Source organism: Azospirillum argentinense (assembly GCF_000632475.1).
Lineage (GTDB): Bacteria > Pseudomonadota > Alphaproteobacteria > Azospirillales > Azospirillaceae > Azospirillum > Azospirillum baldaniorum.
Genome location: NZ_CP007793.1, coordinates 1,993,037 through 2,017,590 on the forward strand (window position 1 = coordinate 1,993,037; position 24,554 = coordinate 2,017,590).

Consider the following 24,554-nt stretch of genomic DNA (forward strand, 5'->3'; position numbering starts at 1 on the left):
TCGAAAGAGAACGATCTCGGAACGCAGCATGGCACGCGGGCATGGATCGAGTATGTTGCCACCGGCGTTTGCTGCGAGCTTAGCAGTGACTCTGCCCAGAGTCGATCAATGCGTCTGCTTCCCGGCCCCATCGGTTACGGTCTTCAGAACCAGAAGTATGAGCTTTTGAAGTTCGGGAATGGCCATCAGGTCGGCTCCACGCGTCGCAACGTCAGGAAATGTTCGTTCTGGTCCAGCCACGCCTTCCGGGCCTCCCAGTCCGGCAGAATGGTTCCGACCAAGCCCCAGAAGGCCCGGTCGTGGTTGCGGTGCCGCAGGTGGCAGAGTTCATGGACCACGGCGTATTCCAGCACCGTCCGGGGGGCGAAGACCAACTGCCAGTTCAGGTTCACGACGCGGTCGATCCCGCAGCTTCCCCAGGCATGCTTCTGGTCCTTGGCCCAGACATCCTTAGGCTTCAGCCCGTTCGGCTCGCCGTGCCGGCGGACCGGGTCGGCGACATCCTGGAGGAGCCGCTTCCTAAGAGCGCCTAACAGAACCATCTCTGGACGAAGCGCCAGCAGATGAGGCTGGCCGCGATATGGTGAAAGGCAGTGAAGATGTCGGCGCGCCGTTCGTAGCGGACGGCGATGCGGCGGAAGCGGGCAAACCAAGCGAGCGTACGCTCGACCACCCATCGATATCGGCCGAGACGCTCGCTGCTTTCGACGCCACGCCGGGCAATCCGCGGAATGATCGCTCGTTGGCGCAGCGCCCGCCGGCAGTGAGCGAAGTCGTAGCCCTTGTCGGCATGCAGCTTGGCCGGTCGCCGCCGGGGCCGGCCCGCACACTGGCGGATCGCCGGCACGGCATCGACCAGCGCCTCCAGCAGCTTGCTGTCGTGCCGGTTGGCTGGCGAGATCCTCAGGGCGAGCGGGATGCCGTTAGCATCGACGAGGATGTGGCGCTTGGAGCCCGGCTTGCCGCGATCCGTCGGGTTCGGGCCGGTCTCCTCACCCCCCTTTTTGCCGGGACGCTGGCGCTGTCCACCGCCGCACGATCCCAGTTGATGGCGTTGGCATAGCCGAGACGGTCGAGCAGCACACGATGCAGCCGTTCCCACACGCCAGCCCGATGCCACTCGTGCAGACGCCGCCAGCAGGTCATACCCGAGCCGCAGCCCATCTCCACCGGCAGAAGCTCCCAAGGAATACCCGTGCGCAGCACGAACAGGATGCCGGTCAGCGCAGCACGATCGCACAGCCGGGGCCGTCCGCCTTTCGGCTTGGGCGGCTCCGGCGGGATCAGAGGTTCGATGATCGCCCACAAGGCGTCGCAAACAAGAGGGGCTGCCATGCCCCTACCAACCGTTCCCAGCCGGTTTTGTTACGCACTCTAAGAGCTCCTATCAAAACCCGTGGAAAGTGGGCTGAAGCCGTTGATTTACCTCAGCCCTACCCGGTTTTGATCCGCACTCTAAGCCACAGCCGCAACGCCGACTCGATCAGGTCATCGTGAAGGTGGTGCCGGAGACCAAGGGTATGGCCCTGTATAAAACATTCAGGGCCGTCATAAGGCACCGCGAGGCCATTGGCAGGTCACTTCAGCGGTATGTCGCTGCCGATAGCCCTACGCTGAACTTGGAATATCCCAATTCCTTTAGTTTAGTTTCAACATCTGTTGGCTTCATTTCATTCTTTGACCCCAACAGCACTTTTCCAATTACGGTACCATGCTGTTGCGGATCGATCGGGAGTGAAACATAGAATATTTCGTCTTTTTCCGGAAACCGAACCTGGACGGGAATAGGTGGCACAACACCGTGTTCGGAGGTATGTCCGCCGTGATCGGAAAATAAACCTTCTTCTGCATTCTGCAAAACAGTTGTCAACCGGACTACTCTGTACTCCCTCTCCTCAAAAAACGCGGGGTTCTTTAAGGCACAGAGGTCAATGGCGAATTCCGACACCACGTCGATTAAGGCCGGTATATTTTCATCAATCGCTATCCAGCCATTAAATAATTCAATTAATGAATTTTGCACAAGGTGCTTCTGCTTTTCTTTATCGTATAAAACCTTCTTCAACCTAATTCCCCAGTGATCACAAGCCTCTATGGCCTTAATACCCAAAGAAAATCCGCGTGCATCATCGGCATAAAGCCGCCATTGACTCATCAAGTCTCCTTCTGCGGAGAACGATGCAATAAATGGCCGAACATAATCATCAATCTCTAGAACAATTTTCTCGATAGATGCAATAAAATCGCAACTAAAAGCATGCCGATTGGCATTTATAACGCCTAAAAAGACATCACGACCCCATGTTAATTCAGAGTAGTCATTCATCTTAAATATATCAGACAGCCATATCGCCTGCCCTTCAACGATAGACCAAAAACTATTACTACTACAATAATGGTACATTAATACAGATTTACTTGGCCTGACATCAAGTGAAAGTAATGTTTTTAGCTTATTTGACAAGAAACCCTCCAACTCTGGTCAAGTGGACACTGGGAAGCATTATCATAGATCTATCTGGGAAAAATTTACCATCTTCACTCAATCAAGAGGCCAATTGACTCCGCCACAACAAAAGGCTGTTAGTTTGCGAAAAATGGGCTTGACCCTGTTCTCGCATCCAGTCGCATTTCATGCATTCATATCTCCTATAAGTAAAGATACATTAAAGAAATCTAGCAGGAAAAGTGTATCTAGCAAGGGTTATACCGTTCACCGAACAAGCCTCGCCCCCACACGGCCTCTTGACATGGGCCTGCATCAGCCACGTCGTCCTCCTCCGCAACGTTGCCGGCCACGCGACCTCCAGCATCGGAAGCCCGCGTTGTCGCCTCGATCGGTCCGCGTCCCCACCGAAGATGACCTGGGCAGGACCCGTCAGGGTACGTCGTTGTTTCCCGAAGGCAACAAGCTGGCCTTGGGCACCGACGGCATCGGGGATCGTCAGCTGACAGCCCCGCAATATGCCGTTTAATACAGACTTTATTCCCTCACCAAGTCATTTAAATACGTCGCCTGCTGAGGCAGCAAGTACATCAAAAATACAGGAAAAGCAAAAATGAAATCGATATCGCTCTGGATATCCGGAGCTTCACTGACCCCTGGGTCCTTCGCGACATGGATGGGATCACTGGTGGCGACAGTGAAGGTGGATTTCCCACTATTCGATGTTTTCGTCACCACCAGCGTCCCGTCTCGGCGGTTGCTGAACTGGTTGGAGGCCAAGTCCACCGGACCCGCCTCTGTCCAGCACCTCGCCGATGGGCGTGCCGTGATCGCCGTCGGCACTCGGCTCGACGCCGACATGCTGCGGTCGGTGTTCGCCGCTGAATTCGACTTCAGCGTCATTTCGACGAGCGGCGGCCCGGAACGGGTTCGGAATTTCATCAAAAACATCGGCCGGGCGAACGCCTGATCGCCGCCGCTGAGGCACATCCGCCTGCGATACCCCACAGACGGCGGTCAACGCCGTCCGGCACGTTGGGGTCAAGCAACGAGGAAAATCCATGAAAATTGCATCCCTGATCAAATCGCCCAAGAAGTTAACTGAACCCGATTCATGCCTGGGCGAGCGTCGAACTCCCGACATCGAATTTGATTTTCCCTTGATGGGAGTGTTTGTGACTTCCAAAAGGCCATCACGGGAACTCCTGGCGTGGCTCAGGAACTCCACCATGGAACCGTACGCGATCAAATTCTTTGCCGATGATCACGCGGTTATCAGTGTCAGCACCAAGCACGACGCCTACTCCCTCTTCGGGGCATTCCAGGCCGAATTGCAGGTCTCCGTCGTTGAATCCAGTCGGTCGGTGGCAGAGGTCGCCCGTGACATCGAACACCACATCGAACACCGGAATACCCGGTCATGATGTCTGTGATCAACGACGCATTTGACAGCTTGAAGACCGTCGGCTGCGTCAGCAGCCAGCGGGAATTTTCGACCGAATGGTTGGGGAAACGCTCCTCGTATTTCTCATCCATGGTGGCCCGAAGGGCCGCCCGGCGACCGAGCACTGATGCACTCCTGACCCTCTACAGTCGACTCCGCCAGCATGTCGAAGACTCAGGATTCCAAAGAGCGAAACTGGAACGGCTCGCTGAACAGGTCTGGATCGAGATCATGGATCGGGTTCCCCGTGCCCCAGAGCATCCTGAGCACCATTCCTTTCTTTCCTCCGCTTGCTGGGTCGGAATCCCCGGTGGTTGAAATGTAGAATGGCAAAGCCGAGTTCAAGTTCGAACCGTCCCTCCTGGATTCGCCGGAAATGGGCGGCCTCCTCCCGATACCGCTCGGCCTCGGCCTCCAGGTCCGAATTTCCCGTCGCCAGACCGAAACGGCTCACCGCTTCCGTTAGTAGGCCCGGCCTGGGGAGAGGATCATCTCCGCCATGGTTCCCTCGGAGATCCTCCTGGAGGGCATCCAAAGCTCTGGCCATCCAGTTGTTGCGGTTCTAATCCCACTCCACCACAAGCCCCACGGGCAGCCAGCCGGGCCGGCTGAAGGCCAACGCACCCGTTTCCGGGGCGGTGCATGTAGACCAGCCAGGGGCCACGGGAATCCTGCCTGATGGGCCTGGAGGATCGTCTGGATGCGGGTCGGATTGTTGACCCCGAGTCGGGGCGAGCCCCCGCGGGAGCCCGGCCAGTGGGTCCTGCCCCAGCCAACCGGGGTCACCACGCAAGAATTGCTAAGTCGCAGGCGTGAGCCCGATGTGAGCCCAAAGACGCCAAGGGACGGGTTTTCTGATCGTTTCCAGAAAAGAAAAAGCCAGCCAACCCATTGGGCTGACTGGCTTTTGTGATGGTAGCAGCGGAGGGATTTGAACCCCCGACCAAGGGATTATGATTCCCCTGCTCTACCACTGAGCTACGCTGCCATCGTGCTTACCATCATCTCCCGGCGCGGTCCGTTTCGGTGTTGGCCGCCGCGGTTCGTGCCGGGGCCGCTTATGTATTCCAGGGGGACCGGGGTGTCAACGCTGAAATTTCACTTTTTGCGAAGTTTTCGTCAGGCCCCCGTTCCGGCGATCCAGCCGCCGCCCAGCACCCGGTCGCCCTGGTAAACGACGCAGGCTTGGCCGGGCGCCACGCCGTATTGCGGCTCGTGCAGTTCGGCCTGTGCGGTGCCGTCCGCACCCAGCCGCCACACCGCCGGGGCCGGCGGCTGGGCGGAGCGGAGCTTCACCTCGACCTCCAGCCCCTCGCCGGGGGTCAGGGCGGGGCCGAGCCAGTTGACCTCGCGGATCGTCACCACGCGGCGCGCCAGATCGCGGCGCGGGCCGACGACGACGCGGCGCTGGCCGGGCTCCAGGCGGACGACGAACAGCGGCTCCTCCTCGCCCCGGATGCCGCCAATGCCCAGCCCCTTGCGCTGGCCCACCGTGTAATGGACCACGCCGCGGTGGCGGCCCAGGACGCGCCCGTCGACATGGACGATGTCGCCGGGCTCGACCGAGCCGGGGCGCAGCTTTGCCACCACGTCGGCGTAGGAGCCGTTGGGGACGAAGCAGATGTCCTGGCTGTCCGGCTTGGCCGCCACCTCCAGCCCGTGGCGCTCGGCCAGGGCGCGGGTCTCCGGCTTGGTCAGGCCGCCCAGCGGGAAACGCAGGAACTCCAGCTGCTCGCGGGTCGTGGCGAACAGGAAGTAGCTCTGGTCGCGGCCGGGATCGATGGCGCGGTGCAGTTCCGCCCCCGCCGCCCCCTGGACGCGGCGCACGTAATGGCCGGTCGCCAGCGCGTCGGCGCCGAGGTCGCGGGCGGTGTTCAGCAGGTCGCGGAACTTGACCCGCTGGTTGCAGCGCACGCAGGGGATCGGCGTCTCGCCGCGCAGATAGGTGTCGGCGAAGTCGTCGATCACGTCCTGGGAGAACTTGCCCTCGTAATCCAGCACATAATGCGGGATGCCGATGCGGTCGGCCACCTGACGGGCGTCGTAGATGTCCTGCCCGGCGCAGCAGGCGCCCGGCTTCTGCAGGGCGATGCCGTGGTCGTAGAGCTGAAGCGTGATGCCGACCACGTCGTAGCCCTCCTCCCGCAGGACGGCGGCGGTGACGGAGGAATCGACGCCGCCGGACATGGCGACGACCACGCGGGTGTCCTGGGGACGCTTGGCGATGCCGAGGGAATTGGCGTAGGAGATCATGGCGCCCTATATGGGCTGGTTCCCAAAAAATTCACCACCGGGGAACCGGGGGCGCCGCGCCCGCGAGCGGGCTGGCGCGCCGGTTCCCCGGTGGCGGGTGCAGACCGCGGCGGCCCCGCAAGGCGCCGCGGCGGTAGGTCAGCGCATGGCGTTGTTGGTGCCGCCGGGAAGGCGCACGGCCAGACCGTCCAGTTCCTCGCTGATGATGATCTGGCAGCCCAGGCGCGAGGTCTTGGTCAGGCCGAAGGCGAGGTCGAGCATGTCCTCCTCGTCCTCCGAGGCCTCGTTCAGAACGTCGAACCACTCCGGCTCCACGATGACGTGGCAGGTCGAGCAGGCAAGCGAGCCCTCGCAGGCGCCTTCCAGGTCCAGGCCGTGCTTGTGCGCGACCTCGAGCACGGACAGGCCGAGCGGGGCGTCCACCTCGTGGCGGGTGCCGTTCGGCTCGATGAAGGTCATCTTGGGCATTGGGGTGCTCTCCTGAACAAAGGCGTCGGTGTGCGAGTGGCGATGGTTAGAGTGTCTTCGGAGCAAGGCCGGAGCGCCGCGTCCGGGATTCGGCCGCCAGCGCCTCCAACCGCTCCAGCCGCGCGAGGATGCGCGCGGCGTTGTCGGTCTGCCCGTTGCGGAAGGCAATGGCAAGATACTTGATGCAACTTTCCACGCGCTGCCCGATGTCCTGGGCCAGCCGGTCCACCGCGGCGGCGTCCGGGGCGCCGTTCAGCCGGTCCGCCAGCGCCGTCACCTCCTCGTCCTCCTCCGCGGTCAACGCGGCGGCGGGAGCGTCCAGCAGGTCCAACAGATAGCGGGCGCGGCGCACCGGGTCGCGCAGCGTCTCATGGGCTTCGCCCAGCGCGTCGGCCTGGGCGCGGGCGTTGGCCTGCTGCCGCGCGCCGCGCGCCGCGAAGCGCTCCGGGTCCATGGCGCGGGAGAAGCCGGCGTGCTGGCGGGCCAAAGCCTCCGGCTCGATGTCGAAGCGGCGCTCCAGACCCAGCCGGGAGAAATGGTCGAGCGGGCGCGGCGCCTGCACCGCCCCGCAGGAATGGCAGAACATCGCGCGCGCCGCGACCGAACGGCCGCACAGCCAGCACGGCTCCAGATCGCCGTCGATGGTCCCGGCGATGCCCTTGGGAGACTCTCCCTTGGGAAAGCGCGGCGGGCCGGAATCGGATGTCGTCATGCTTGCCGTCCGTTGAAACGCTGCACAGGTCGGCCGTGAGGGCGGCGGGTCGCCGCCGTCCCTTCGGCCGGGTGATACCCAGAAGCGGGGCGCCGCGCAACCTTACACGGCCCGCGGCGGGAGGTGGAGGTCATGGAGAGGCGATTACGCCGCAGGGGCACGGGCCAGCCTTGCCGCCATCGCGGCGTAGGCGGCGGAGAAACGCTCCACCGCCGCGCCGTCGCTGTCCCAGCCCAGGCTGATCCGGATGGCGCAGGCGGCGTCCCCGGCGCTCTCGCCCATGGCCGCCAGGACGTGGGACGGCTTCACCTTGCCGCTGGAGCAGGCCGACCCGGCGCTGACCGCCACCCCGGCGAGGTCCAGCGCCATCACCTGCGTCTCCCCCGCCACGCCGGGCAGCAGCAGGTTGCTGGTGTTGCCGACCCGCGCCGCGCCGGCCCCCATCACCCGCGCAGCCGGAACGGCGGCGAGCGCCGACGCCTCCAGCGCGTCGCGCAGGGCGGTCAGGCGGGCGCTGTCGGGCAACTCCTCCCGCGCGAGGCGGGCGGCGGCGCCGAAGCCGGCGATGCCGACGACATTCTCGGTCCCGGCGCGGCGGCGCTTCTCCTGCCCGCCGCCGCGGATCAGCGCCTCCGGCTCCAGCCCGTCGGCGAGGATCAGGGCGCCCACGCCGGCGGGGCCGCCGATCTTGTGAGCCGACAGGGTCAGCAGGTCGGCGCCGAGCGTCGCAAGGTCGAGGGGCAGCCGCCCGGCGGCCTGCACCGCGTCGCAATGGACCAGCGCGCCGCGCGCGTGGGCGAGCCGCGCCGTCTCGGCCACCGGCTGGATCACGCCGGTCTCGTTGTTGGCGAGCATCAGGGAAACGAGCACGGGACCGTCTGCGTCGGCGAGCCGGCGGTCGAGCGCGGCCATATCGGCGACGCCGTCGCGGTCCACCGGGACGCGGGCGGCGCCGGGCACCGCCTCCAGCACCGAGTCATGCTCGATCGCTGAGGTGACCACCGTCCGGCCGGGAAAGCCGCGCAGCGCCAGATTGTTGGCTTCCGTCCCGCTTCCGGTGAAGAAGACCTGGGCGGGCCGCACCCCGGCCAGGGCGGCGACCTGGGCGCGCGCCTCCTCCACCGCGCGGCGGACCGTGCGGCCGAAGCCGTGCACCGAGGACGGGTTGCCGGCGAGATCCATGGCCTGGATCATCGCCGTCTTCACCGCCGGCTTCAGAGGCGCCGAGGCGTTGTGGTCGAGATAGACGCGGGTCATCGGAACGAAGGGCCGGAGGGCGCTCCCTTACTCCGCCGCGACCGCAGCGCCCTCGTCCGCCGGCTGCGGGCCGCGGATGGTCAGGCTGCTGGTGCCGATGATCCGCCGCTCCACCACGTCCGCCACGGTGACCGAGCTGAGATACATGTGGATCTGGTTGCCCAGCTCCTCCCACAGGTCGTGGGTCAGGCAGCGCGAGCGGTTGGTGCGGCAACCCTGCGGCGTGCCGTTGGCGCAGCGCGTCGTGCGGATCGGCTCGTCCACCGCCAGGATGATGTCGGACACGCGGGTTGCGTCCGCCGGATGGGCCAGCAGATAACCGCCGCCGGGACCGCGCACGCTCTTGACCAGACCGCCCTTGCGCAGCTTGGCGAACAGCTGCTCCAGATAGGAGAGCGAAATCTCCTGCCGGTCGGCGATGTCGGCAAGGGCGACGGGGCTCCCCTGGCTGGTGGCAGCAAGATCGACCATGGCCATGACGGCATAGCGTCCCTTGGTGCTGAGTCTCATTTTACCCTCCTTACCCTTCCTTCACCCCGGCCCGACCGTCCAGCGGATCGGCGCCAAGCCTCGTGTTTGTGTTTGGTTCAACAGGACGCCGCCGGACCGCCGTCGACGGACACCGGCTGGCGCACCCCATTGTCGGGCCGGGCGCTCCCGTTGGGAACGCCCGATGTTTCGTATACGGATGAATTATGCGCGTCCCCGCGCTCCGATTCCAGTTCCTCGACGCGCCGGCGCAGGGTCGACACCTGATCGAGCAGGCCGTTCAGCGCGCGCGCCACCGGATCGGGGATGTCGCCACAGGGCGTGCCGTAGGGCATGAACTTCTGCGTCTCGACGCGGTCGCGCGTCACCACCGCCTTGGCCGGGATGCCGACCACCGCGATGCCCGGCGCCACATCCGCCACCACGACGGCGTTGGCGCCGACGCGGGCTCCGCGCCCGATGGTGATGGCGCCCAGCACCTTGGCCCCAGCGCCGACGATCACGCCGCTTTCCAGCGTGGGATGGCGCTTGCCCTGGTTCAGCGAGGTGCCGCCCAGCGTAACCCCATGATAGAGCATCACGTCGTCGCCGATCTCGGCGGTCTCGCCGATGACGACGCCCATGCCGTGGTCGATGAAGAAACGGCGCCCGATGGTGGCGCCCGGATGGATCTCGATGCCGGTCAGCGCGCGGGCGATCTGCGAAACGGCGCGCGCCATCAGGTGCCAGCGGCGATCCCAGCAATAGCGCGCGACGCGGTGCAGGACGATGGCATGGAAGCCCGGATAGCACAACGCGACCTCGGCCCGTGACCGCGCGGCCGGGTCGCGGGCCATGATACCGTCGATCTCTTCGCGAAGATGCTTGAACACCGGAACACCCGCCGTGGTATAGTCCGCCCTCTTGCCGGAAGAGGTGATCTTTCGCAAGAGCCCTCGACCCGTGCCTCGCCGGTCGCGCGGGTTGCCCTGGAAGGACGCATCGACGCATATATGATGACCAAGCAAAACGGTCAAGAATTGTGTGCGAAAAATCCATGCTTGTCCATGGGCAACCACGTCCGCTTGCCGTGGCGTCCGCTCACCGCTCCGCCGGTGGTCCGGATCACCTTATATTCGCGTCAGGATCGCCGTTCCCATGCCTGAAGTGATGATCAACGGTCCGGCCGGACGTCTGGAAGGGCGCTACACACACGGCACGATCCCCAACGCGCCGATGGCCTTGCTGCTGCATCCGCACCCGCATCACAACGGGACCATGAACAACAAGGTGGTCTTCACCCTGTTCCAGTCCTTCACGAAGCGCGGCTACTCGGCCCTGCGCTTCAATTTCCGCGGGGTCGGCCGCAGCCAGGGTACCTACGACAAGGGCGAAGGGGAACTGGCCGACGCGGCGGCCGCGCTGGACTGGCTGCAGACCCACAACCCCAACGCCCCGGTCTGCTGGATCGCCGGGGTCTCCTTCGGGGCGTGGATCGGCATGCAGCTTCTGATGCGCCGCCCGGAGATCGACGGCTTCGTGTCCGTCTCCCCGCCGGCCAACCTGTTCGACTTCTCCTTCCTGGCGCCCTGCCCCTCCTCCGGCCTGATCATCCACGGCGACAAGGACGAGCTGGTTCCGGGGGCGGCGGTGAACAAGCTGGTCACCAAGCTGTCGCACCAGAAGGACATCCGCATCGACCACCGCGTCGTGCCCGGCGCCAACCATTTCTTCGCCAACCGCAGCGACGATCTGGCGGTGCAGGTGGACGACTATCTGGACCGCGCCATGGGCAACCCCGTCGCCGCGGTGGCGGAATGACGGCCATGACCATCCTTCGCCTCGCCATCATGACCGGCCTCGCGGGGGTCCTGCTGTCCGGTTGCAGCAACACCCAGATCGCCAGCGCCTTCGGCAACTGGTGCAAACACGCCGACAATTGCACCGACAACAGCCGGACGCGCCCGTAACCTCCGGCGTCACACCGGGTGGAAGCGCCCGCCGGTCATCGGCCGGGGCGCGCCGGTCGTGGCCGGCAGGCTGAGCGGCAGGCCCTTGCGGCTGCGCACCGCCAGATAGGCGAAGGCCTCTGCCTCCAGCGCGTCGCCGTTCCAGCCCACCGCCTCCACCGGATCGACGGGCACGCCCAGCCGGTCGGCCAGCATCCCCATCAGCGTCGCGTTGTGCCGCCCGCCGCCGCAGACCAGCCAGCGCACCGGCGCGTCCGGCAGATGCGGGACGATGCGGGCGACCGACGCGGCGGTGAAGGCGGTCAGGGTCGCCGCCCCATCCTCCACCGACAGGCCGCGGACCGGCGCCGGGTCGAAGGCGTCGCGGTCGAGCGACTTCGGCGCCGGCAGGTCGAAATAGGGATGGGCGAGCAGCGCCGCCAAGGCGCCCTCGTCCACCGTGCCGCGCGCCGCCAGCGCCCCGCCGGAATCGTAGCGGGCGCCCTGGCCGGACAGCACCCAATCGTCCACCAGCGCGTTGCCCGGCCCGGTGTCGCAGGCGATGACCGCGTCCGCACCCTCCCCGATCCAGGTGACGTTGGCGACGCCGCCGATGTTCAGCACGGCCAGCGGGCGCGGCAGGGCGTCGGCCAGCGCGCGGTGGAACAGCGGCACCAGCGGGGCGCCCTGCCCGCCCGCCGCCACGTCCGCCGTGCGGAAGTCGTTGACCACGGCGATGCCGGTCGCCCGCGCCAGCCGCGCGCCGTCGCCGATCTGCCAGGTGCGGCGCTGCGCCGGGTCGTGGAAGATCGTCTGGCCGTGGAAGCCGATCAGGTCCACCGCGGCAGCGTCCGTCCCGGCCTCCGCCAGCAGGCGGCGCACGGCGTCGGCGTGGGCGTCGGTCAGGGCCCGCTCGACCGCCTCCACCGGCCCCTTGCCGCCGAGGCAGGAGCGCAGCTCGGCGCGGAAGCCGTCCGCGTAGGGGATGGTGACGAAGGCCAGCGGCTCCACCCGGCGTTCGCCGTCGGTGCGGACCAGGGCCGCGTCGATCCCGTCCATGGAGGTGCCGCTCATCAGCCCGACGACCGTCTGCATTCCCTGCCTCATTCTATCGGGCCTCATCTCCGATCAAACCGGCCCCGAGAATTGTGGGGCCGCGCGTTCCATGCTAACAGACGCGACCCTGGACCCTACCACGACAGCCGGATCGCGGCCATGACGACGCTGACATCGGATTTCCTCCGCACGCTGCAGGAACGCGGCTTCATCCACCAGTGCACCGACCTCGCCGGGCTCGACGAGCGCGCGGCGAAGGGGCCGATCATCGCCTACATCGGCTTCGACTGCACGGCGGACAGCCTGCATGTGGGCAGCCTGCTGCCGATCATGATGCTGCGCTGGCTGCAGAAGACCGGCCACAAGCCGATCGTCCTGATGGGCGGCGGCACGACCAAGATCGGCGATCCCTCGGGCAAGGACGAGGCGCGCCAGCTCCTCACTGACGAGGCCATCAACGCCAACATGGCGGGCATCAAGCGCATCTTCGGGCGCTACCTGTCCTTCGGTGACGGGCCGACCGACGCGGTGATGGTCAACAACGCCGACTGGCTGGATGAGCTGAAATACATCCCGCTGCTGCGCGACATCGGCCGGCACTTCACGATCAACCGCATGATGACCTTCGAATCGGTCAAGCTGCGGCTGGATCGTGAGCAGCCGCTGACCTTCCTGGAATTCAACTACATGATTCTCCAGGCCTATGATTTCGTGGAGCTGTTCCGGCGCGAGAAGTGCATGCTCCAGATGGGCGGGTCGGACCAGTGGGGCAACATCATCAACGGCGTCGAGCTGGGCCGCCGCACCGACGGGGCGGAGCTGTTCGGCCTGACCACGCCGCTGCTCACCACCTCGTCGGGCGCCAAGATGGGCAAGACCGCCGCGGGTGCGGTGTGGCTGACCGCCGACAAGCTCAGCGCCTATGATTTCTGGCAGTACTGGCGCAACACCGAGGACGCCGACGTCGGCCGCTTCCTGCGCCTCTACACCGAGTTGCCGCTGGACGAGGTGGCGCGGCTGGAAGCCCTTGAGGGCGCTGGCATCAACGAGGCCAAGAAGATCCTCGCCCATGAGGTGACCAAGCTTGCCCACGGCGAGGCGGCCGCCCTGGAGGCCGCCGAGACCGCCCGCCGCACCTTCGAGCAGGGCGCCGCCGCCGAGGGCCTGCCGACCATCGACGTGCCCCGCGCCGAGCTCGAGGCCGGCGTCGCGGTGGTGGACCTGCTGGTCTCCGCCGGGCTGGCCGCCTCGAAGGGCGAGGCCCGTCGCCTCATCAAAGGCGCCGGCGCCAAGATGAACGACGCCGCCATCCCCGACGAGGCCGCCAAGGCCACCGCCGCCGACCTGAACGCCGACGGCGTCATCAAGCTGAGCGCCGGCAAGAAGCGCCACGCTCTGGTCAAGGCGGTGTGAGAGACCAATGTTCCCTCTCCCCTCCGGGGAGAGGGTTAGGTGAGGGGGTTGGCGCGTGGCGGTACGTCCGGCAAAGCGCAAGCGCGTGGCGGTACGTCCGGCAAAAGCGCAACCCCCTCACCCGCCCGCTTCGCGGGCACCCTCTCCCCAGAGGGGCGAGGGGTGTCCCCCTACTTCTCGAAAGTCCCCGGCGACGGCGCTTCCTTGCCGTCGCCTCCGTCACCCAGGAAGAACAGGTTGCGCAGAAAGCCCGGCGCCAGCATGGCGAGCGGGTTCACCGTCACGTCCGGGTCGGCCAGCGGGCCGCGGACGTGCCAAGTGGCGCTGAAGATGCCCTGCCCCTCGCCACCGCTCAGCGCGTCGCCCAGCAGCGGAATCTGGCCGATCAGCCGGTTCAGCCCGTAGATGGGCACGATGGTGCCGCGCAGGTTGGCGGTGTCCGTCTCGATGTCCACCTCCCCCGTCAGCGTCAGGCCGAGCGCGGAGCCGGAGGTGCGCAGGTCCTTCACGGTCAGCAGGCGCCCGTCCTTGCGGTAGTCGCTGACCGCCCGCCCGAAGCGAATGCCCTTGCCGCCGCCCATCAGCTCGGCGAAGCCGGAGGGGGAAATGGAGTTCAGGATGCGCGCCAGCACCGGCGGGTCGACCAGCGCGTAGTCGGTCAGCTCCATCCGCCCTTCGATGGCGGCGTCGGCCCGCGGCTCCACCGTGCGGCCGGTGATCGCCAGCGCGCCGCCCTGCACCCGGTCGTTGATGTCGAGCGCGCGGAAGGTCGCCCCCGCGTCGCTGGCCGAGATGGCCACGTCGTGGAACCCCTGGGCGCCCGGCAGATAGCGCAGGGACACCGTCCCGTCGCGCCCCGCCTTCGCCGTCACGTCGAGCGCCGTCCAGGACAGGCGGTCGCGCTTGATCCGCCCGGCCACGTCGGACAGATGGCGGCCATCCCCGAAGACGACGCGGTTCAGCTTCAGGTCGAAGTCGAGCGGCAGCGGCTTCTCGTCGGCCGGCCCCTGCTTCTTGCCGCCGGGCGGGTCGGCCTTGCCGGCCAGGACGCGGGCGTCGAAGCTCTGGCCGGTGATGGTCCCGGAATAGCCGCTCTTGCCGCCGTCATGCACCGTCACGTCGGCCTTCAGGTCGGTCTGGCCCACCGACATCTGGCTGACCGCCACCTTGGTGACCGCCATGGTCTGCGGCGCGAGGTCGACGACCGCCTGGGCACGCAGCCCCCCGGCATCGACGGACAGGCCGGTGATGCGGGTCACCCGGTCCTTCTGGAACTCCAGCGCCAGCTTGCCGGTGCCGGGGACGCCGGGCCGCTTCTCCCAGCCCAGCTCGTCGATGCGCAGGTGGGTCTTCTCCAGGTTCAGCCCGGCGGTCAGGCCGAAGCGGCGGCGCTGGTCCACGGTGAACAGCACGTCCGCCCCCAGCGGCCCCGCGACATGCTCGCCGAGGTCGATGCCGTGGCTGCGCAGATCCTGGGCGTCCACGTCGCCCTTCACGGCGATGCGGGTGCGCGGCCCCTTGGCGGTGGAGGTGAACTGCTCCTTCCAGTCGATGGTGACGGGAATGCCGTCCAGTTTGGTGTTGCCCTTCACCGTCATGGCGTTCATGTCGAGCGCCAGCGTCAGCTCGCCCTCGGTCGCGGTCAGTCCGGCGGCCACCTTCTCCACCCCGACGCCGCGCAGCTTCGCCGCGACGTCCAGGTTCAGCTGCTCCACCTTCAGATCGACCAGCAGCGGAAACTGGAAGTGGAGCTGCGCGTCGGCCTGCCCCTGGGTGCGCTTGGGGTCGAGGTCGAGGCGGCTGGGATAACCCAGCGGCGGGCTGTCCAGAACGGTCAGGATGGTGCGCACCGGCCCGCGGACCGGAACGCGGATGTCCATGGTCTCCTTGCCGGTGTCCAGGCCGCCGATGACGATCGTGCCCTCGCCGAGCTGGACGTCGTCGATCCGCCCGCCCTTGGTGTGGATGGTGAAGGTCTTGCCGTCGGTGGACACCTCCGCCCCCAAGCCGGTGACCTTGGGCAACGGGTGGAAATAGTCCACCGTCATGTCCTCGGCCCTGATGCCGGCCTGGAAATGCGTCACGTCGATCGCCGCGAGGTCGGACAGCGGTCCGCTGGCCCGGACGGTCGCCGTCGCCTCCGGCACGACGCCGCGCGACAGGTTTGCGGTGACCCACTCCCGCGGGTTCTTGCCCACCCCCAGCGGCCACAACCGGGGCAGCTCATCAGCCGGCACCCGTTTGGCCGTCACGGCGGCCTCCACCGACAGGCGGGCGTCCGGCGTGCCGAACTGGTCGATGGTGGCGTGCGCCGTTCCCTCCACGGTCGGCCCGCCGAGGTCGACCGCCAGCCGCTCCACCTCCAGCTTGCCCGAAGCGCGGTCGCCGGCCACCGTCAGGGCGGCGGAGGCGACGGGCAGCGGCTCCGGGAACAGGTCCGGCCGAACGACGCGCCCGGCGCCGGCCTTCAGCTCCGCCCGGCCGCTGCGCGGCTGCCCGTCGGGGTCCAGCTCCAGGCTGGCCGTGCCGGACAGGGGAAGCTGCGCCGCGGCAAGCGGCGCCAACGCCGGGACGAGACCGGCCAGCGCGGCGGGCACCAGCCCGTCGAGCGTTGCGGCGACCGACGCGCCCTTGTCGGGAATCTGCGTGCCGTCGAGGTCGAGCGAGGCCCGCGTGCCACCCGCCGTCAGGTCGAGCCGCAGGCTGCCGCTGCGCTGCCCGCCCTGCTCCCGCAGGTCGCCCCGCCCGGCCATCGCCATCCCGTCGAACGCGAGATCCAGCCGCTCCAGCTCCGCCCGCCGGCCCGGCACGTCCAGCCCGCCGCGCAGCCGCACACGCTCGACGCGGTAGGGGTCGGGCCGCAGCGCGGGCAGGCTGACCTCCCCGGCGCCGCCCTGCAGGTCGAAGCTGAAGCGCACCGGCTCGAACCGCGAATCTAGCGTCGCGTCGATGCGCCCGCCAAGGGGAACGGTCACCGCCGACAGCGGCGCCAGCAGCGGGCCGATCTTGGCCAGCGCCGCCGGCTGCAGCCCGTCGAAGCGGGTGGACAGCGCGGTTTCCGCGTCGGCCATGCGATGGACGCCCGACGCCTCCACCGCCGCCGTCCGCCCGTCGAGGTCGAGCAGAAGCCGCGCTCCGCCGACGATCTCCGTCCCGTCGCGGGTCAGCACGATGTCGGCACGGTTGGCGTGCCAGGACAGGCCCAGCATCCGGTTCGTCACCGTCAGGTCGGCGCCGACGACGGTCAACCGCCGCAGCAGGCCCAGCGGGCGGGCAATGTCCGGGGGCTGCATCAGGGTGGAGACGATCTCCCCCGCGAAATCGGGGCCGCCGTCCGGCTCTTCCTTCTCCGGCTCGCCGGGAGACGGAATCGAGCGCACGTCGAAATCCAGGCTGCCATCGGCCCGGCGCACCACCTGGAGGCGGGGCCGCACGAGGTCGAGCCGGGTCGGCGACAGCTTGCCCTGGAACAGCGCGCGCACGGAGAAGCCGACGCCCAGCTCCGGCACCGCGGCAAGCTCGTCCCCCTCGGCGTTGACCGCGTGCACGTCGATGGCGCGCAGGTCCAGGCGGGTCAGCCCGTCGCTCTCCTCCTCGTCCACCCAGGACAGGACGAGCTGGCCGACATCGACGCTGTAGCGGCCCTGCGGGTCGCTCAGCGCCCGCTCCACATAGGGGGTCAGCGGGTCGAGGGCGATCGGCCCCTGGGCCAGCCGCCACGCGAACAGCCCGCCGGCGGCGCCGACGACGACGACCGCGCCCGCGGTGGTCCAGGCGAGAATCTTCGCGGTGCGCCGGATCACGGTCGGTGTCCCGGCGACGATGCCCGCGCGTTGACACAGTTGACCGGACCCTCGCGACCGCGCACCTTCCTGCTCAGTTCTTGTGCAGGGATAGCCGCGACCATGACCACCACGCTGCCGAAACCCTTCGACACCGCCCTCGCCGAGCGCGGCCTGGAGCGCTGGCGCGCCGAGGCGGCGAACGCCGCCGACAACGACGGCGACAGCACCGGCGACGCCTTGCGCGCCTGGGCCGAGGCGTACGCCGATTCGGCCGAGGGCCGGGCGCTGATCGACGCGGTGTGCGGCAACAGCCCGTATCTCGGCCAGATCCTGACGCGTGAGCTGCCCTTCGTCCGCGAGATGGTGACGCGGGGGTACGACGACGCCTTCGCGACGCTGCTGCGCCGGCTGGAGGCGGACTGCGCGGAGGAGCGCAACATCGACCGGCTGATGACCGCCCTGCGCATCGCCAAGCGGCGGGCGGCGCTGCTGATCGCCATCGCCGACATCACCGGCGCGTGGGAGCTGGAAGCCGTCACCGGCGCGCTGTCCGACATCGCCGAGACGTCGGTTCGGATGGCGGCAAACCACCTGCTGCGCCGCGCCGCGGAGGCGGGGACGCTGACGCTGCCGGAACCGCAGCGGCCATGGGTCGGGTCGGGCCTGATCGTGCTTGGCATGGGCAAACTTGGTGCGCGCGAACTCAACTATTCCAGCGATATCGACCTGATCGTCCTGTACGACGACGCCGTCGTTCAAACGCCCCAGCCGGACAACCTCGCCCGCACGTTCATTCGTATCGCGCGCGATCTTGTCCGCATTATGGATGAACGGACCAAGGACGGCTACGTCTTCCGTACAGATCTGCGGCTGCGCCCCGATCCCGGTGCGACGCCGCTCGCGGTGTCCGTCTCGGCGGCCGAAATTTATTACGGCAGCGTCGGGCAGAACTGGGAGCGCGCGGCCATGATCAAGGCCCGCCCCATCGCCGGCGATCCGGAAGCGGGGGCGCATTTCCTGCGTTTCCTCGAACCGTTCGTGTGGCGGCGCCACCTCGACTTCGCGGCCATCCAGGACATCCATTCCATCAAGCGTCAGATCAACGCCCACAAGGGCCATCGTGAAGTGACGGTGAACGGCCACGACATCAAGGTCGGCCGGGGCGGAATCCGCGAGATCGAGTTCTTCGCCCAGACCCAGCAGCTGATCTTCGGCGGGCGCGACATCCGCGTGCGCATCGCCCCCACCCTGCTGGCCAACAAGGCGCTGTGCGCGGTCGGCCGCGTGCCGGAGGCGGCGGTGGAGGAGTTGGAGGAGGCCTACCGCTTCCTGCGCCGGGTCGAGCACCGCATCCAGATGACCGACGACCGCCAGACCCACCAGATCCCGGCGGACGACGAGGGGGTGGCGCATCTCGCGACCTTCCTTGGCTACGCCCAGGCAGAGGATTTCCGCGCCGATCTGCTGGCCCAGCTCGGCCGGGTGGAGGACCGCTACGCCGAGCTTTTCGAGGAGGCGCCGTCGCTGTCCGGCCCCGGCAATCTTGTCTTCACCGGCACCGACGACGACCCCGGCACGGTGAAGACGCTGGCCGGCATGGGCTACCGCGACCCCAGCCGGGTCATCGCCGTGGTCTCCACCTGGCACCGCGGGCGCTACCGCTCCACCCGCTCGGGCCGCGCGCGGGAGCTGCTGACCGAGCTGGTGCCGGCCATGCTGAACGAGCTGGCGAAGACGCCCGCCCCGGACGACGCGCTGGTCAAGTTCGACAGCTTCCTGGAGCGGCTGCCGGCGGGGGTCGGGCTGTTCTCACTGTTCATCGCCAACCCCTGGCTGCTCGCCCTGGTCGCGGAGATCATGGGCACGGCGCCGCAGTTGGCCGAGACGCTGTCGCGCAACCCGTCTCTGCTCGACGCCGTGCTGTCGCCCGACTTCTTCGACCCGCTGCCCGACGCGGCGGGGCTAACGCCGGAGTACCAGCGCTTCATCGCGGGGGCGCACAATTTCGAGGATGTGCTGACCCTGTCGCGGCGCTGGACCAACGACCAGCGCTTCCGCGCCGGGGCGCACATCCTGCGCGGCATCACCGACGGCGACCGCTGCGGCCCCTTCCTCGCCGATCTGGCCGACGTGGTGGTTCCGGAACTGGCCGCCCGCGTCGAGGAGGAGTTCGCCGCCCGCCACGGCCGCATCCCCGGCGGCGCCTGGGTGGTGGTGGCGATGGGCAAGCTGGGCAGCCGGCAGCTCACCATCACCTCCGACATCGACCTGATCGTGGTCTACGAGGTGCCGCCGGGCACCCGCCAGTCGGACGGAGCCAAGCCGCTGGCCCCCAACGAGTATTACATCAAGCTGACGCAGCGCCTGACCAACGCCATCACCGCCCCGATGGCCGACGGGCGGCTGTACGAGGTGGACATGCGGCTGCGCCCGTCGGGCAACGCCGGGCCGCTCGCCACCGCGCTGGACGCCTTCACCGCCTATCAGGCCAAGGACGCCTGGACGTGGGAGCACATGGCCCTGACCCGCGCCCGCGTCATCGGCAGTGATTCCGGCGGCGGCGATCCGGCGCTGGGTCATAAGGTCGAGTCGGCGATCCGCGGCGTGCTGACCGGCCCGCGCGATCCGGCCAAGGTGCTGCGGGACGTCGCCGACATGCGCCGCCGCATCGACAAGGAGTTTGGCACCACCAACCCGTGGAACGTCAAATACGCCCGCGGCGGCCTGATCGACATCGAGTTCACCGCCCAGTATCTCCAGCTCCGCCACGGGCACGCGCATCCGGATATCCTGTCCATCGCCACCAGCCGCGCCCTGCTCAACGCCGCCGCGGCCGGGCTGCTGGCCCCGAAAGTGGCCGAGGAACTGGTGGCGACGCTGAAGCTGTGGCGCCGCGTCCAGGGCTTCCTGCGCCTGACCACCGACGGCGTGCTCGATCCGCAGCAGGTTTCGCCCACTCTGCGCGAGGGCCTGTCCCGCGCCGCCTTCCCGGACGAGGAACCGGCGGTTGACTTCGCCGCGCTCGACAGCAGAATCCGGGACATCGCCGCCCGCGCCCATCGCCATTTCGTGGCGCTGGTCGAGGAGCCGGCGTCAAGGCTGCCTCCCCCAGAGACCAACGAAGAAGCCAGACTCCCATGAGTGAGACCCAAGCGCCCGCCATCGAGGCCGGCACCCCGGCCCCGGACTTCACCATGCCGACCGACGGCGGCGGCAGCGTCACGCTGTCCGCCCTGCGGGGCAAGCCGGTGATCCTGTACTTCTATCCGAAGGACGACACCTCCGGCTGCACGTCGGAGGCCTGCGGCTTCCGCGACCAGCTCCCGGATTTCAGCGGGCTCGACGCCGTCATCATCGGCGTGTCCAAGGACAGCGTGGCCAGCCACGACAAGTTCAAGGCGAAGTACGAGCTGCCCTTCACGCTGGCCTCCGACAAGGAGACCGGCGTCGCCGAGGCCTACGGCGTCTGGGTCGAGAAAAGCATGTACGGCCGCAAGTACATGGGCCTGGAGCGCGCGACCTTCCTGATCGACAAGGACGGCATCGTCCGCAACGTCTGGCGCAAGGTGAAGGTCACCGGCCATGTCGCCGCGGTGCTGAAGGCGCTGCAGGCGCTGTAATGGTGTCCCCTCTCCCCTCCGCTCTCGCGCAAACGAAGTTTGCGCTGACGCGACAGGCGGACCTTCGGTCCGCCGAAAGCGGGGAGAGGGTTAGGGTGAGGGGGTTGCGCGTGTCGTTACACTCGGCACGAGTGCCATTCCCCCTCACGTCGCCCGGCGCAGGATTTCCTCGGCCAGCGCCTGCATCTCCGCCGCCGCCTGGGTCTTGCGCGCCGCCTCGGTCACCGACAGGCCGGACAGCAGGGTCCCGGCGTAGGCGGTGCGGTTGCCGATCTGCGACTCCGCGATGTCCACGGCGGGCGGGTTGACCAGATCGCGCACCCGCGCGATCAGTTCGTCGGCGATGCGGGCGCGCGGCGGCACGCGGTTCAGCACCAGCAGCAGCCGGCGCTTCTCCTGCGCGGCGAGGTCGAGCGTCGGCTGCACCGCCCACAGGTCCATCGGGCTGGGCTGCACCGGGGCAATGACGAGGCTGGCGGCGCGCACGGCGATGCGCGCCTCCGTCTGGGCGTGGGGCGGGCTGTCGATTAGCACGATGTCGTGGTCGCGGGCCAGCTTCTCGACCTCGGTCTGGGTGCGCCAGCCGGTGATCTGGACATGGGTGAATCCGGGCGCCCCGCCCGTGGCCTCCGCCCGCACCGCCTGCCAGCGGGTCAGGCTGCCCTGCGGGTCGATGTCCACCGTGGCGACCGAGCGGCCAAGCTGCATCCAGGCAATGGCGAGGTGCGCCACCAGCGTGGTCTTTCCGGCCCCGCCCTTCTGCTGAGCCACGGTGAAGACCTTGCCCGCCATGCCCACACCCATCATTTGGTTGTTTATCGCGCACACCCGTCATAAGGCTTGGACCGAGACGGCGCAACCGCGCGAATTGACTTCATCCTCCCACGCTTTACAAATCGTCCCGTGACCGACAAGCATCCCGACATCATCCCCGCCACGCCCGCCGGCCTCGCCCGCGCCGGCGAGGCCCTGCGCAAAGGCGACTTGGTCGCCTTCCCGACCGAGACCGTCTACGGCCTCGGCGGCGACGCCACCGACGACCGGGCCGTGGCCGCGATCTTCGCCGCCAAGGGCCGCCCGCAGTTCAACCCGCTGATCGCCCATGTGCCGGACCTGGAATCGGCCGAGGCCATCGCCGTGCTCGACGAGCGGGCGGTGGAGCTGGCCCACCAGTTCTGGCCCGGCCCGCTGACCCTGGTCCTGCCCCGCCGGGCCGAGGCCGGGCTGTCGCTGCTGGTGTCCGCCGGGCTGGACAGCGTGGCGGTGCGGGTGCCCGGCCATCCGGTGGCGCAGGCGCTGCTCAAGGCCGCCGGCAAGCCGATCGCCGCACCCAGCGCCAACCGCTCCGGCGCGGTCAGCCCGACCGCCCCGCACCACGTCATCGAGAGCCTGGGCGACCGGGTCAGCATGGTGGTGGCCGGCGGCAAGTGCCAGGTCGGGGTGGAATCCACCGTGCTCGACCTGACCGGCGCGACGCCCGTGCTGCTGCGCCCCGGCGCGGTGCTGCGCGAGGAGATCGAGCGGCTGATCGGCCCCATCCAGGTTTCCGCCGGCAACCCGGACGCCCCGAAGTCGCCCGGCCAGCTGGAAAGCCACTACGCCCCCAACGCCCCGGTGCGGCTGAACGCCACAAGCGCCGAGGAGGACGAGGCGTTCCTGACCTTCGGCCCCGACCGCTTCATCCGCGGCGGCAAGGCCCGGCTGAACCTGAGCCTCCAGGGCGACCTGAACGAGGCGGCGGCGAACCTGTTCGCCCATCTCCGCGCGCTCGACCAGGAGGGTGCCCGCGCCATCGCCGTGATGCCGATCCCGGACGAGGGGCTGGGTGTGGCCATCAACGACCGGCTGCGGCGGGCCGCCGCGCCGCGGAGCTAGAATCCCGGCCCGCAAGGCTGTAGAAGTTCTGCGGTTTGCCCCCACCCTCCCGCTCCGCGGGTCCCTCCCTCCCCCGCTGCGCGGGAGAGGGCCGATTTGCAAGGACGGCGGCGGTCCCCTCTCCCGCGCAGGCGGGGGAGGGTAGGGAGGGGCCCAGCGCTTACACCAGTCGACGACGGCGGCCGGCCGTCCCGCCGCCGCGCGAGGCAGGGTTAGGGAGGGGGCCCAGCGCTTACACCAGCCTCGGACGCCCTGCCCATGACCTCCGCCAGCCCTGCCTCCAGCCCTGACGCCGCCAGCCTCGCCGCCGCCCTCGACCGGATCCGCACCATCGTCGGGCCGAACGGCCTTCTCACCGCGCCGGAGGACATGGCTCCCTACCTGTCGGAATGGCGCGGGCGCTTCAAGGGCAACAGCCCGGCGGTGGTCCGCCCGGCCAGCACCGAGGAGGTCGCGGCGGTGGTGAAAATCTGCGCGGAGGCCGGCATCCCGGTCGTCCCGCAGGGCGGCAACACCAGCCTCGTCGGCGGCTCCATCCCCTACGAGGAAGGGCGCGAGATCGTCATCAGCCTGTCGCGGATGAACAAAATCCGCGGCATCGACACGCTGAACTACACCATGACGGTGGAGGCCGGCGTCGTGCTGAAGACCGCGCAGGAGGCCGCGAAGGACAAGGACCGCCTGCTGCCGATGAGCCTGGGGGCGGAGGGCACCTGCCAGATCGGCGGGCTGATCTCCACCAACGCCGGCGGCATCAACGTGCTGCGCTACGGCAACATGCGCGACCTCGTGCTGGGTCTTGAGGTCGTGCTGGCCGACGGGCGCGTCTGGAACGGGCTGCGCAGCCTTCGCAAGAACAACACCGGCTACGACCTGAAGCACCTGTTCATCGGGGCGGAGGGCACGCTGGGCATCGTCACCGCCGCGGTGCTGAAGCTCTACCCGCGCCCGCGCCAGGCGGAGACGGCCTTCATCGCCGTGCCCAGCCCCGCCGCCGCCATCGAGCTGCTGGCCCGCCTGCGCGAGGCGTCGGGCGACGCCGTCGCCGCCTTCGAGCTGATGTCGCGCCGCTGCCTGGAGTTCGCTCTCAAGCACGTCGCCGGTACCATCGACCCGCTGGCGGAGCCGTCGCCCTGGTACGTGCTGACCGAGCTGACCGCCGGCACCCAGTCCGACGCCTTCCGCGAGACGGTCGAGGCGGCGCTGGGCGAGGCCTTCGAGGCGGAGCTCGCCACCGACGCCACCATCGCCCAGTCGGAGACCCAGGCCAACCAGCTCTGGTTCATCCGCGAGGCCATCGTCGAGGCGCAGAAGTTCGAGGGCGGCTCGATCAAGAACGACGTGTCGGTCCCGGTGTCGCGCGTCGCCGAGTTCATCGAGCGCGCCGAGGCCGCGGTGGCCGCGGCCTGCCCCGGCATCCGCCCCACCCCCTTCGGCCATGTCGGCGACGGCAACATCCACTTCAACCTCAGCCAGCCGGAGGGCGCCGACACCGCCGCCTACCTCGCCCGCTGGGACGAGATCTGCCACGTCGTGAACGAGGTCATCTTCGACCTGGACGGCTCGATCTCCGCCGAGCACGGCGTGGGCCGCTTCAAGAAAGACGAGATGCCGGTCATCAAGAGCCCGGTCGAGTTCGACCTGCTGCGCGCCATGAAGGCGGCGCTCGACCCCAAGGGCTTGCTGAACCCCGGCAAGATGCTGCCGTAAGGGGCGCCATCCGAAAGAGGTCCCCTGCCCGCCTCGGGCAACCTTTCACGGTTCCGACCTGTTCGTCGTCGTGCAGGTCGGTAACCGCGGAACGGAGG

General features: G+C 68.1%; 22 protein-coding genes and 1 tRNA gene. 10 read left to right on the forward strand and 13 right to left on the reverse strand.

Annotated elements, in window-relative coordinates; all coding sequences use genetic code 11:
* Positions 1-185: 185 nt before the first annotated feature.
* The 3 genes from ABAZ39_RS33975 to ABAZ39_RS33985 form a co-directional block, all read right to left on the reverse strand.
* Positions 186-542: a M48 family metallopeptidase gene (locus tag ABAZ39_RS33975; protein ID WP_081862939.1), complete on the reverse strand. Its 357-nt coding sequence runs from the start codon at positions 540-542 to the stop codon at positions 186-188.
* Positions 530-1,335, reverse strand: a protein-coding gene (locus ABAZ39_RS33980) for an IS5 family transposase (protein ID WP_088123925.1) whose coding sequence is annotated in 2 segments (ribosomal slippage) — positions 530-1,008 and positions 1,008-1,335 — 807 coding nt in all. Because the reading frame shifts where the segments join, the coding sequence is not laid out codon by codon here. Before ABAZ39_RS33980 ends, ABAZ39_RS33975 begins: the two co-directional genes overlap by 13 nt.
* Positions 1,336-1,582: 247 nt before the next feature.
* On the reverse strand, positions 1,583-2,464 hold the full coding sequence (locus ABAZ39_RS33985; protein ID WP_144243489.1) for a DUF2971 domain-containing protein: 882 nt from the start codon (positions 2,462-2,464) through the stop codon (positions 1,583-1,585).
* A 595-nt stretch (positions 2,465-3,059) separates the two neighbouring features.
* Between ABAZ39_RS33985 and ABAZ39_RS35470 the strand changes: the two genes are divergently transcribed.
* The 3 genes from ABAZ39_RS35470 (at position 3,060) to ABAZ39_RS35480 (ending at position 4,208) form a co-directional block, all read left to right on the forward strand.
* Positions 3,060-3,416: a hypothetical protein gene (locus tag ABAZ39_RS35470; protein ID WP_144243490.1), complete on the forward strand. Its 357-nt coding sequence runs from the start codon at positions 3,060-3,062 to the stop codon at positions 3,414-3,416.
* Positions 3,417-3,507: 91 nt separating this feature from the next.
* Positions 3,508-3,870: a hypothetical protein gene (locus ABAZ39_RS35475; RefSeq protein WP_144243491.1), complete on the forward strand. Its 363-nt coding sequence runs from the start codon at positions 3,508-3,510 to the stop codon at positions 3,868-3,870.
* Positions 3,867-4,208: a DUF6626 family protein gene (locus ABAZ39_RS35480; protein ID WP_144243492.1), complete on the forward strand. Its 342-nt coding sequence runs from the start codon at positions 3,867-3,869 to the stop codon at positions 4,206-4,208. Before ABAZ39_RS35475 ends, ABAZ39_RS35480 begins: the two co-directional genes overlap by 4 nt.
* 595 nt (positions 4,209-4,803) lie before the next feature.
* On the opposite strand, the gene ABAZ39_RS09520 is transcribed toward ABAZ39_RS35480, so the two are convergent.
* The 7 genes from ABAZ39_RS09520 to epsC all read right to left on the reverse strand — a co-directional run bounded on the left by ABAZ39_RS09520 (position 4,804) and on the right by epsC (position 9,941).
* Positions 4,804-4,878: transfer RNA gene (locus tag ABAZ39_RS09520), tRNA-Met, on the reverse strand.
* Between the two features lie 131 nt (positions 4,879-5,009).
* Positions 5,010-6,143: a tRNA 2-thiouridine(34) synthase MnmA gene (gene mnmA, locus ABAZ39_RS09525; RefSeq protein ID WP_038528877.1), complete on the reverse strand. Its 1,134-nt coding sequence runs from the start codon at positions 6,141-6,143 to the stop codon at positions 5,010-5,012.
* Positions 6,144-6,281: 138 nt separating this feature from the next.
* On the reverse strand, positions 6,282-6,611 hold the full coding sequence (locus ABAZ39_RS09530) for a ferredoxin family 2Fe-2S iron-sulfur cluster binding protein (RefSeq protein WP_035672428.1): 330 nt from the start codon (positions 6,609-6,611) through the stop codon (positions 6,282-6,284).
* A 46-nt stretch (positions 6,612-6,657) separates the two neighbouring features.
* Positions 6,658-7,323: a molecular chaperone DnaJ gene (locus ABAZ39_RS09535; protein WP_014239838.1), complete on the reverse strand. Its 666-nt coding sequence runs from the start codon at positions 7,321-7,323 to the stop codon at positions 6,658-6,660.
* Between the two features lie 144 nt (positions 7,324-7,467).
* Positions 7,468-8,580: a cysteine desulfurase family protein gene (locus ABAZ39_RS09540; protein WP_038528881.1), complete on the reverse strand. Its 1,113-nt coding sequence runs from the start codon at positions 8,578-8,580 to the stop codon at positions 7,468-7,470.
* Positions 8,581-8,607: 27 nt separating this feature from the next.
* Positions 8,608-9,090 carry an Rrf2 family transcriptional regulator gene (locus ABAZ39_RS09545; protein WP_014239836.1) on the reverse strand — a complete coding sequence of 161 codons (483 nt, stop codon included), beginning with the start codon at positions 9,088-9,090 and terminating at the stop codon, positions 8,608-8,610.
* Between the two features lie 77 nt (positions 9,091-9,167).
* The gene (gene epsC, locus ABAZ39_RS09550) at positions 9,168-9,941 is read right to left on the reverse strand and encodes a serine O-acetyltransferase EpsC (protein WP_109138512.1); all 774 of its coding nucleotides are present in this window, start codon (positions 9,939-9,941) and stop codon (positions 9,168-9,170) included.
* 265 nt (positions 9,942-10,206) lie between these two features.
* Between epsC and ABAZ39_RS09555 the strand changes: the two genes are divergently transcribed.
* Both ABAZ39_RS09555 and ABAZ39_RS36110 read left to right on the forward strand, forming a co-directional pair.
* Complete coding sequence (locus tag ABAZ39_RS09555; protein ID WP_014239834.1) at positions 10,207-10,869, forward strand: alpha/beta hydrolase; 663 nt, start codon at positions 10,207-10,209, stop codon at positions 10,867-10,869.
* A gap of 5 nt (positions 10,870-10,874) precedes the next feature.
* Positions 10,875-11,018 (forward strand): hypothetical protein, encoded by a 144-nt coding sequence (locus ABAZ39_RS36110; protein WP_160174813.1) that lies wholly within the window; start codon positions 10,875-10,877, stop codon positions 11,016-11,018.
* Positions 11,019-11,027: 9 nt separating this feature from the next.
* Here the strand turns inward: ABAZ39_RS36110 and ABAZ39_RS09560 are convergent, their stop codons facing one another.
* Positions 11,028-12,119, reverse strand: coding sequence for an anhydro-N-acetylmuramic acid kinase (locus tag ABAZ39_RS09560; protein ID WP_372684150.1), 1,092 nt, complete (start codon positions 12,117-12,119; stop codon positions 11,028-11,030).
* A 93-nt stretch (positions 12,120-12,212) separates the two neighbouring features.
* Between ABAZ39_RS09560 and tyrS the strand changes: the two genes are divergently transcribed.
* Entirely contained in the window at positions 12,213-13,466 is a 1,254-nt protein-coding gene (gene tyrS / locus ABAZ39_RS09565) for a tyrosine--tRNA ligase (protein WP_038528887.1), read from the forward strand.
* A 170-nt stretch (positions 13,467-13,636) separates the two neighbouring features.
* On the opposite strand, the gene ABAZ39_RS09570 is transcribed toward tyrS, so the two are convergent.
* Positions 13,637-17,269 carry a YhdP family protein gene (locus ABAZ39_RS09570; protein WP_038528891.1) on the reverse strand — a complete coding sequence of 1,211 codons (3,633 nt, stop codon included), beginning with the start codon at positions 17,267-17,269 and terminating at the stop codon, positions 13,637-13,639.
* A gap of 102 nt (positions 17,270-17,371) precedes the next feature.
* Between ABAZ39_RS09570 and ABAZ39_RS09575 the strand changes: the two genes are divergently transcribed.
* Together ABAZ39_RS09575 and bcp are read left to right on the forward strand one after the other, a co-directional pair.
* Positions 17,372-20,392, forward strand: a complete 3,021-nt coding sequence (locus tag ABAZ39_RS09575; protein ID WP_038528894.1) for a bifunctional [glutamine synthetase] adenylyltransferase/[glutamine synthetase]-adenylyl-L-tyrosine phosphorylase — start codon at positions 17,372-17,374, stop codon at positions 20,390-20,392.
* Complete coding sequence (gene bcp, locus ABAZ39_RS09580; protein WP_038528897.1) at positions 20,389-20,871, forward strand: thioredoxin-dependent thiol peroxidase; 483 nt, start codon at positions 20,389-20,391, stop codon at positions 20,869-20,871. Before ABAZ39_RS09575 ends, bcp begins: the two co-directional genes overlap by 4 nt.
* Before the next feature lie 144 nt (positions 20,872-21,015).
* Here the strand turns inward: bcp and parA are convergent, their stop codons facing one another.
* On the reverse strand, positions 21,016-21,663 hold the full coding sequence (gene parA / locus ABAZ39_RS09585) for a ParA family partition ATPase (protein ID WP_038531107.1): 648 nt from the start codon (positions 21,661-21,663) through the stop codon (positions 21,016-21,018).
* A 111-nt stretch (positions 21,664-21,774) separates the two neighbouring features.
* On the opposite strand from parA, the gene ABAZ39_RS09590 reads away from it, so the two are divergent.
* Entirely contained in the window at positions 21,775-22,746 is a 972-nt protein-coding gene (locus ABAZ39_RS09590) for an L-threonylcarbamoyladenylate synthase (RefSeq protein ID WP_038528899.1), read from the forward strand.
* A 258-nt stretch (positions 22,747-23,004) separates the two neighbouring features.
* Entirely contained in the window at positions 23,005-24,456 is a 1,452-nt protein-coding gene (locus ABAZ39_RS09595) for an FAD-binding oxidoreductase (RefSeq protein ID WP_051657907.1), read from the forward strand.
* Positions 24,457-24,554 lie beyond the last annotated feature (98 nt).

What these genes read in the sequence shown, in the direction of transcription:
- ABAZ39_RS33975 (WP_081862939.1), bottom strand. Translation starts at nt 542, where the DNA reads ATGGTTCTGTTAGGCGCTCTTAGGAAGCGGCTCCTCCAGGATGTCGCC.
- ABAZ39_RS35470 (WP_144243490.1), top strand. Translation starts at nt 3,060, where the DNA reads ATGAAATCGATATCGCTCTGGATATCCGGAGCTTCACTGACCCCTGGG.
- ABAZ39_RS35475 (WP_144243491.1), top strand. Translation starts at nt 3,508, where the DNA reads ATGAAAATTGCATCCCTGATCAAATCGCCCAAGAAGTTAACTGAACCC.
- ABAZ39_RS35480 (WP_144243492.1), top strand. Translation starts at nt 3,867, where the DNA reads ATGATGTCTGTGATCAACGACGCATTTGACAGCTTGAAGACCGTCGGC.
- mnmA (WP_038528877.1), bottom strand. Translation starts at nt 6,143, where the DNA reads ATGATCTCCTACGCCAATTCCCTCGGCATCGCCAAGCGTCCCCAGGAC.
- ABAZ39_RS09530 (WP_035672428.1), bottom strand. Translation starts at nt 6,611, where the DNA reads ATGCCCAAGATGACCTTCATCGAGCCGAACGGCACCCGCCACGAGGTG.
- ABAZ39_RS09535 (WP_014239838.1), bottom strand. Translation starts at nt 7,323, where the DNA reads ATGACGACATCCGATTCCGGCCCGCCGCGCTTTCCCAAGGGAGAGTCT.
- ABAZ39_RS09540 (WP_038528881.1), bottom strand. Translation starts at nt 8,580, where the DNA reads ATGACCCGCGTCTATCTCGACCACAACGCCTCGGCGCCTCTGAAGCCG.
- ABAZ39_RS09545 (WP_014239836.1), bottom strand. Translation starts at nt 9,090, where the DNA reads ATGAGACTCAGCACCAAGGGACGCTATGCCGTCATGGCCATGGTCGAT.
- ABAZ39_RS09555 (WP_014239834.1), top strand. Translation starts at nt 10,207, where the DNA reads ATGCCTGAAGTGATGATCAACGGTCCGGCCGGACGTCTGGAAGGGCGC.
- ABAZ39_RS36110 (WP_160174813.1), top strand. Translation starts at nt 10,875, where the DNA reads ATGACCATCCTTCGCCTCGCCATCATGACCGGCCTCGCGGGGGTCCTG.
- ABAZ39_RS09560 (WP_372684150.1), bottom strand. Translation starts at nt 12,119, where the DNA reads ATGAGGCCCGATAGAATGAGGCAGGGAATGCAGACGGTCGTCGGGCTG.
- tyrS (WP_038528887.1), top strand. Translation starts at nt 12,213, where the DNA reads ATGACGACGCTGACATCGGATTTCCTCCGCACGCTGCAGGAACGCGGC.
- ABAZ39_RS09575 (WP_038528894.1), top strand. Translation starts at nt 17,372, where the DNA reads ATGACCACCACGCTGCCGAAACCCTTCGACACCGCCCTCGCCGAGCGC.
- bcp (WP_038528897.1), top strand. Translation starts at nt 20,389, where the DNA reads ATGAGTGAGACCCAAGCGCCCGCCATCGAGGCCGGCACCCCGGCCCCG.
- parA (WP_038531107.1), bottom strand. Translation starts at nt 21,663, where the DNA reads ATGGCGGGCAAGGTCTTCACCGTGGCTCAGCAGAAGGGCGGGGCCGGA.
- ABAZ39_RS09595 (WP_051657907.1), top strand. Translation starts at nt 23,005, where the DNA reads ATGACCTCCGCCAGCCCTGCCTCCAGCCCTGACGCCGCCAGCCTCGCC.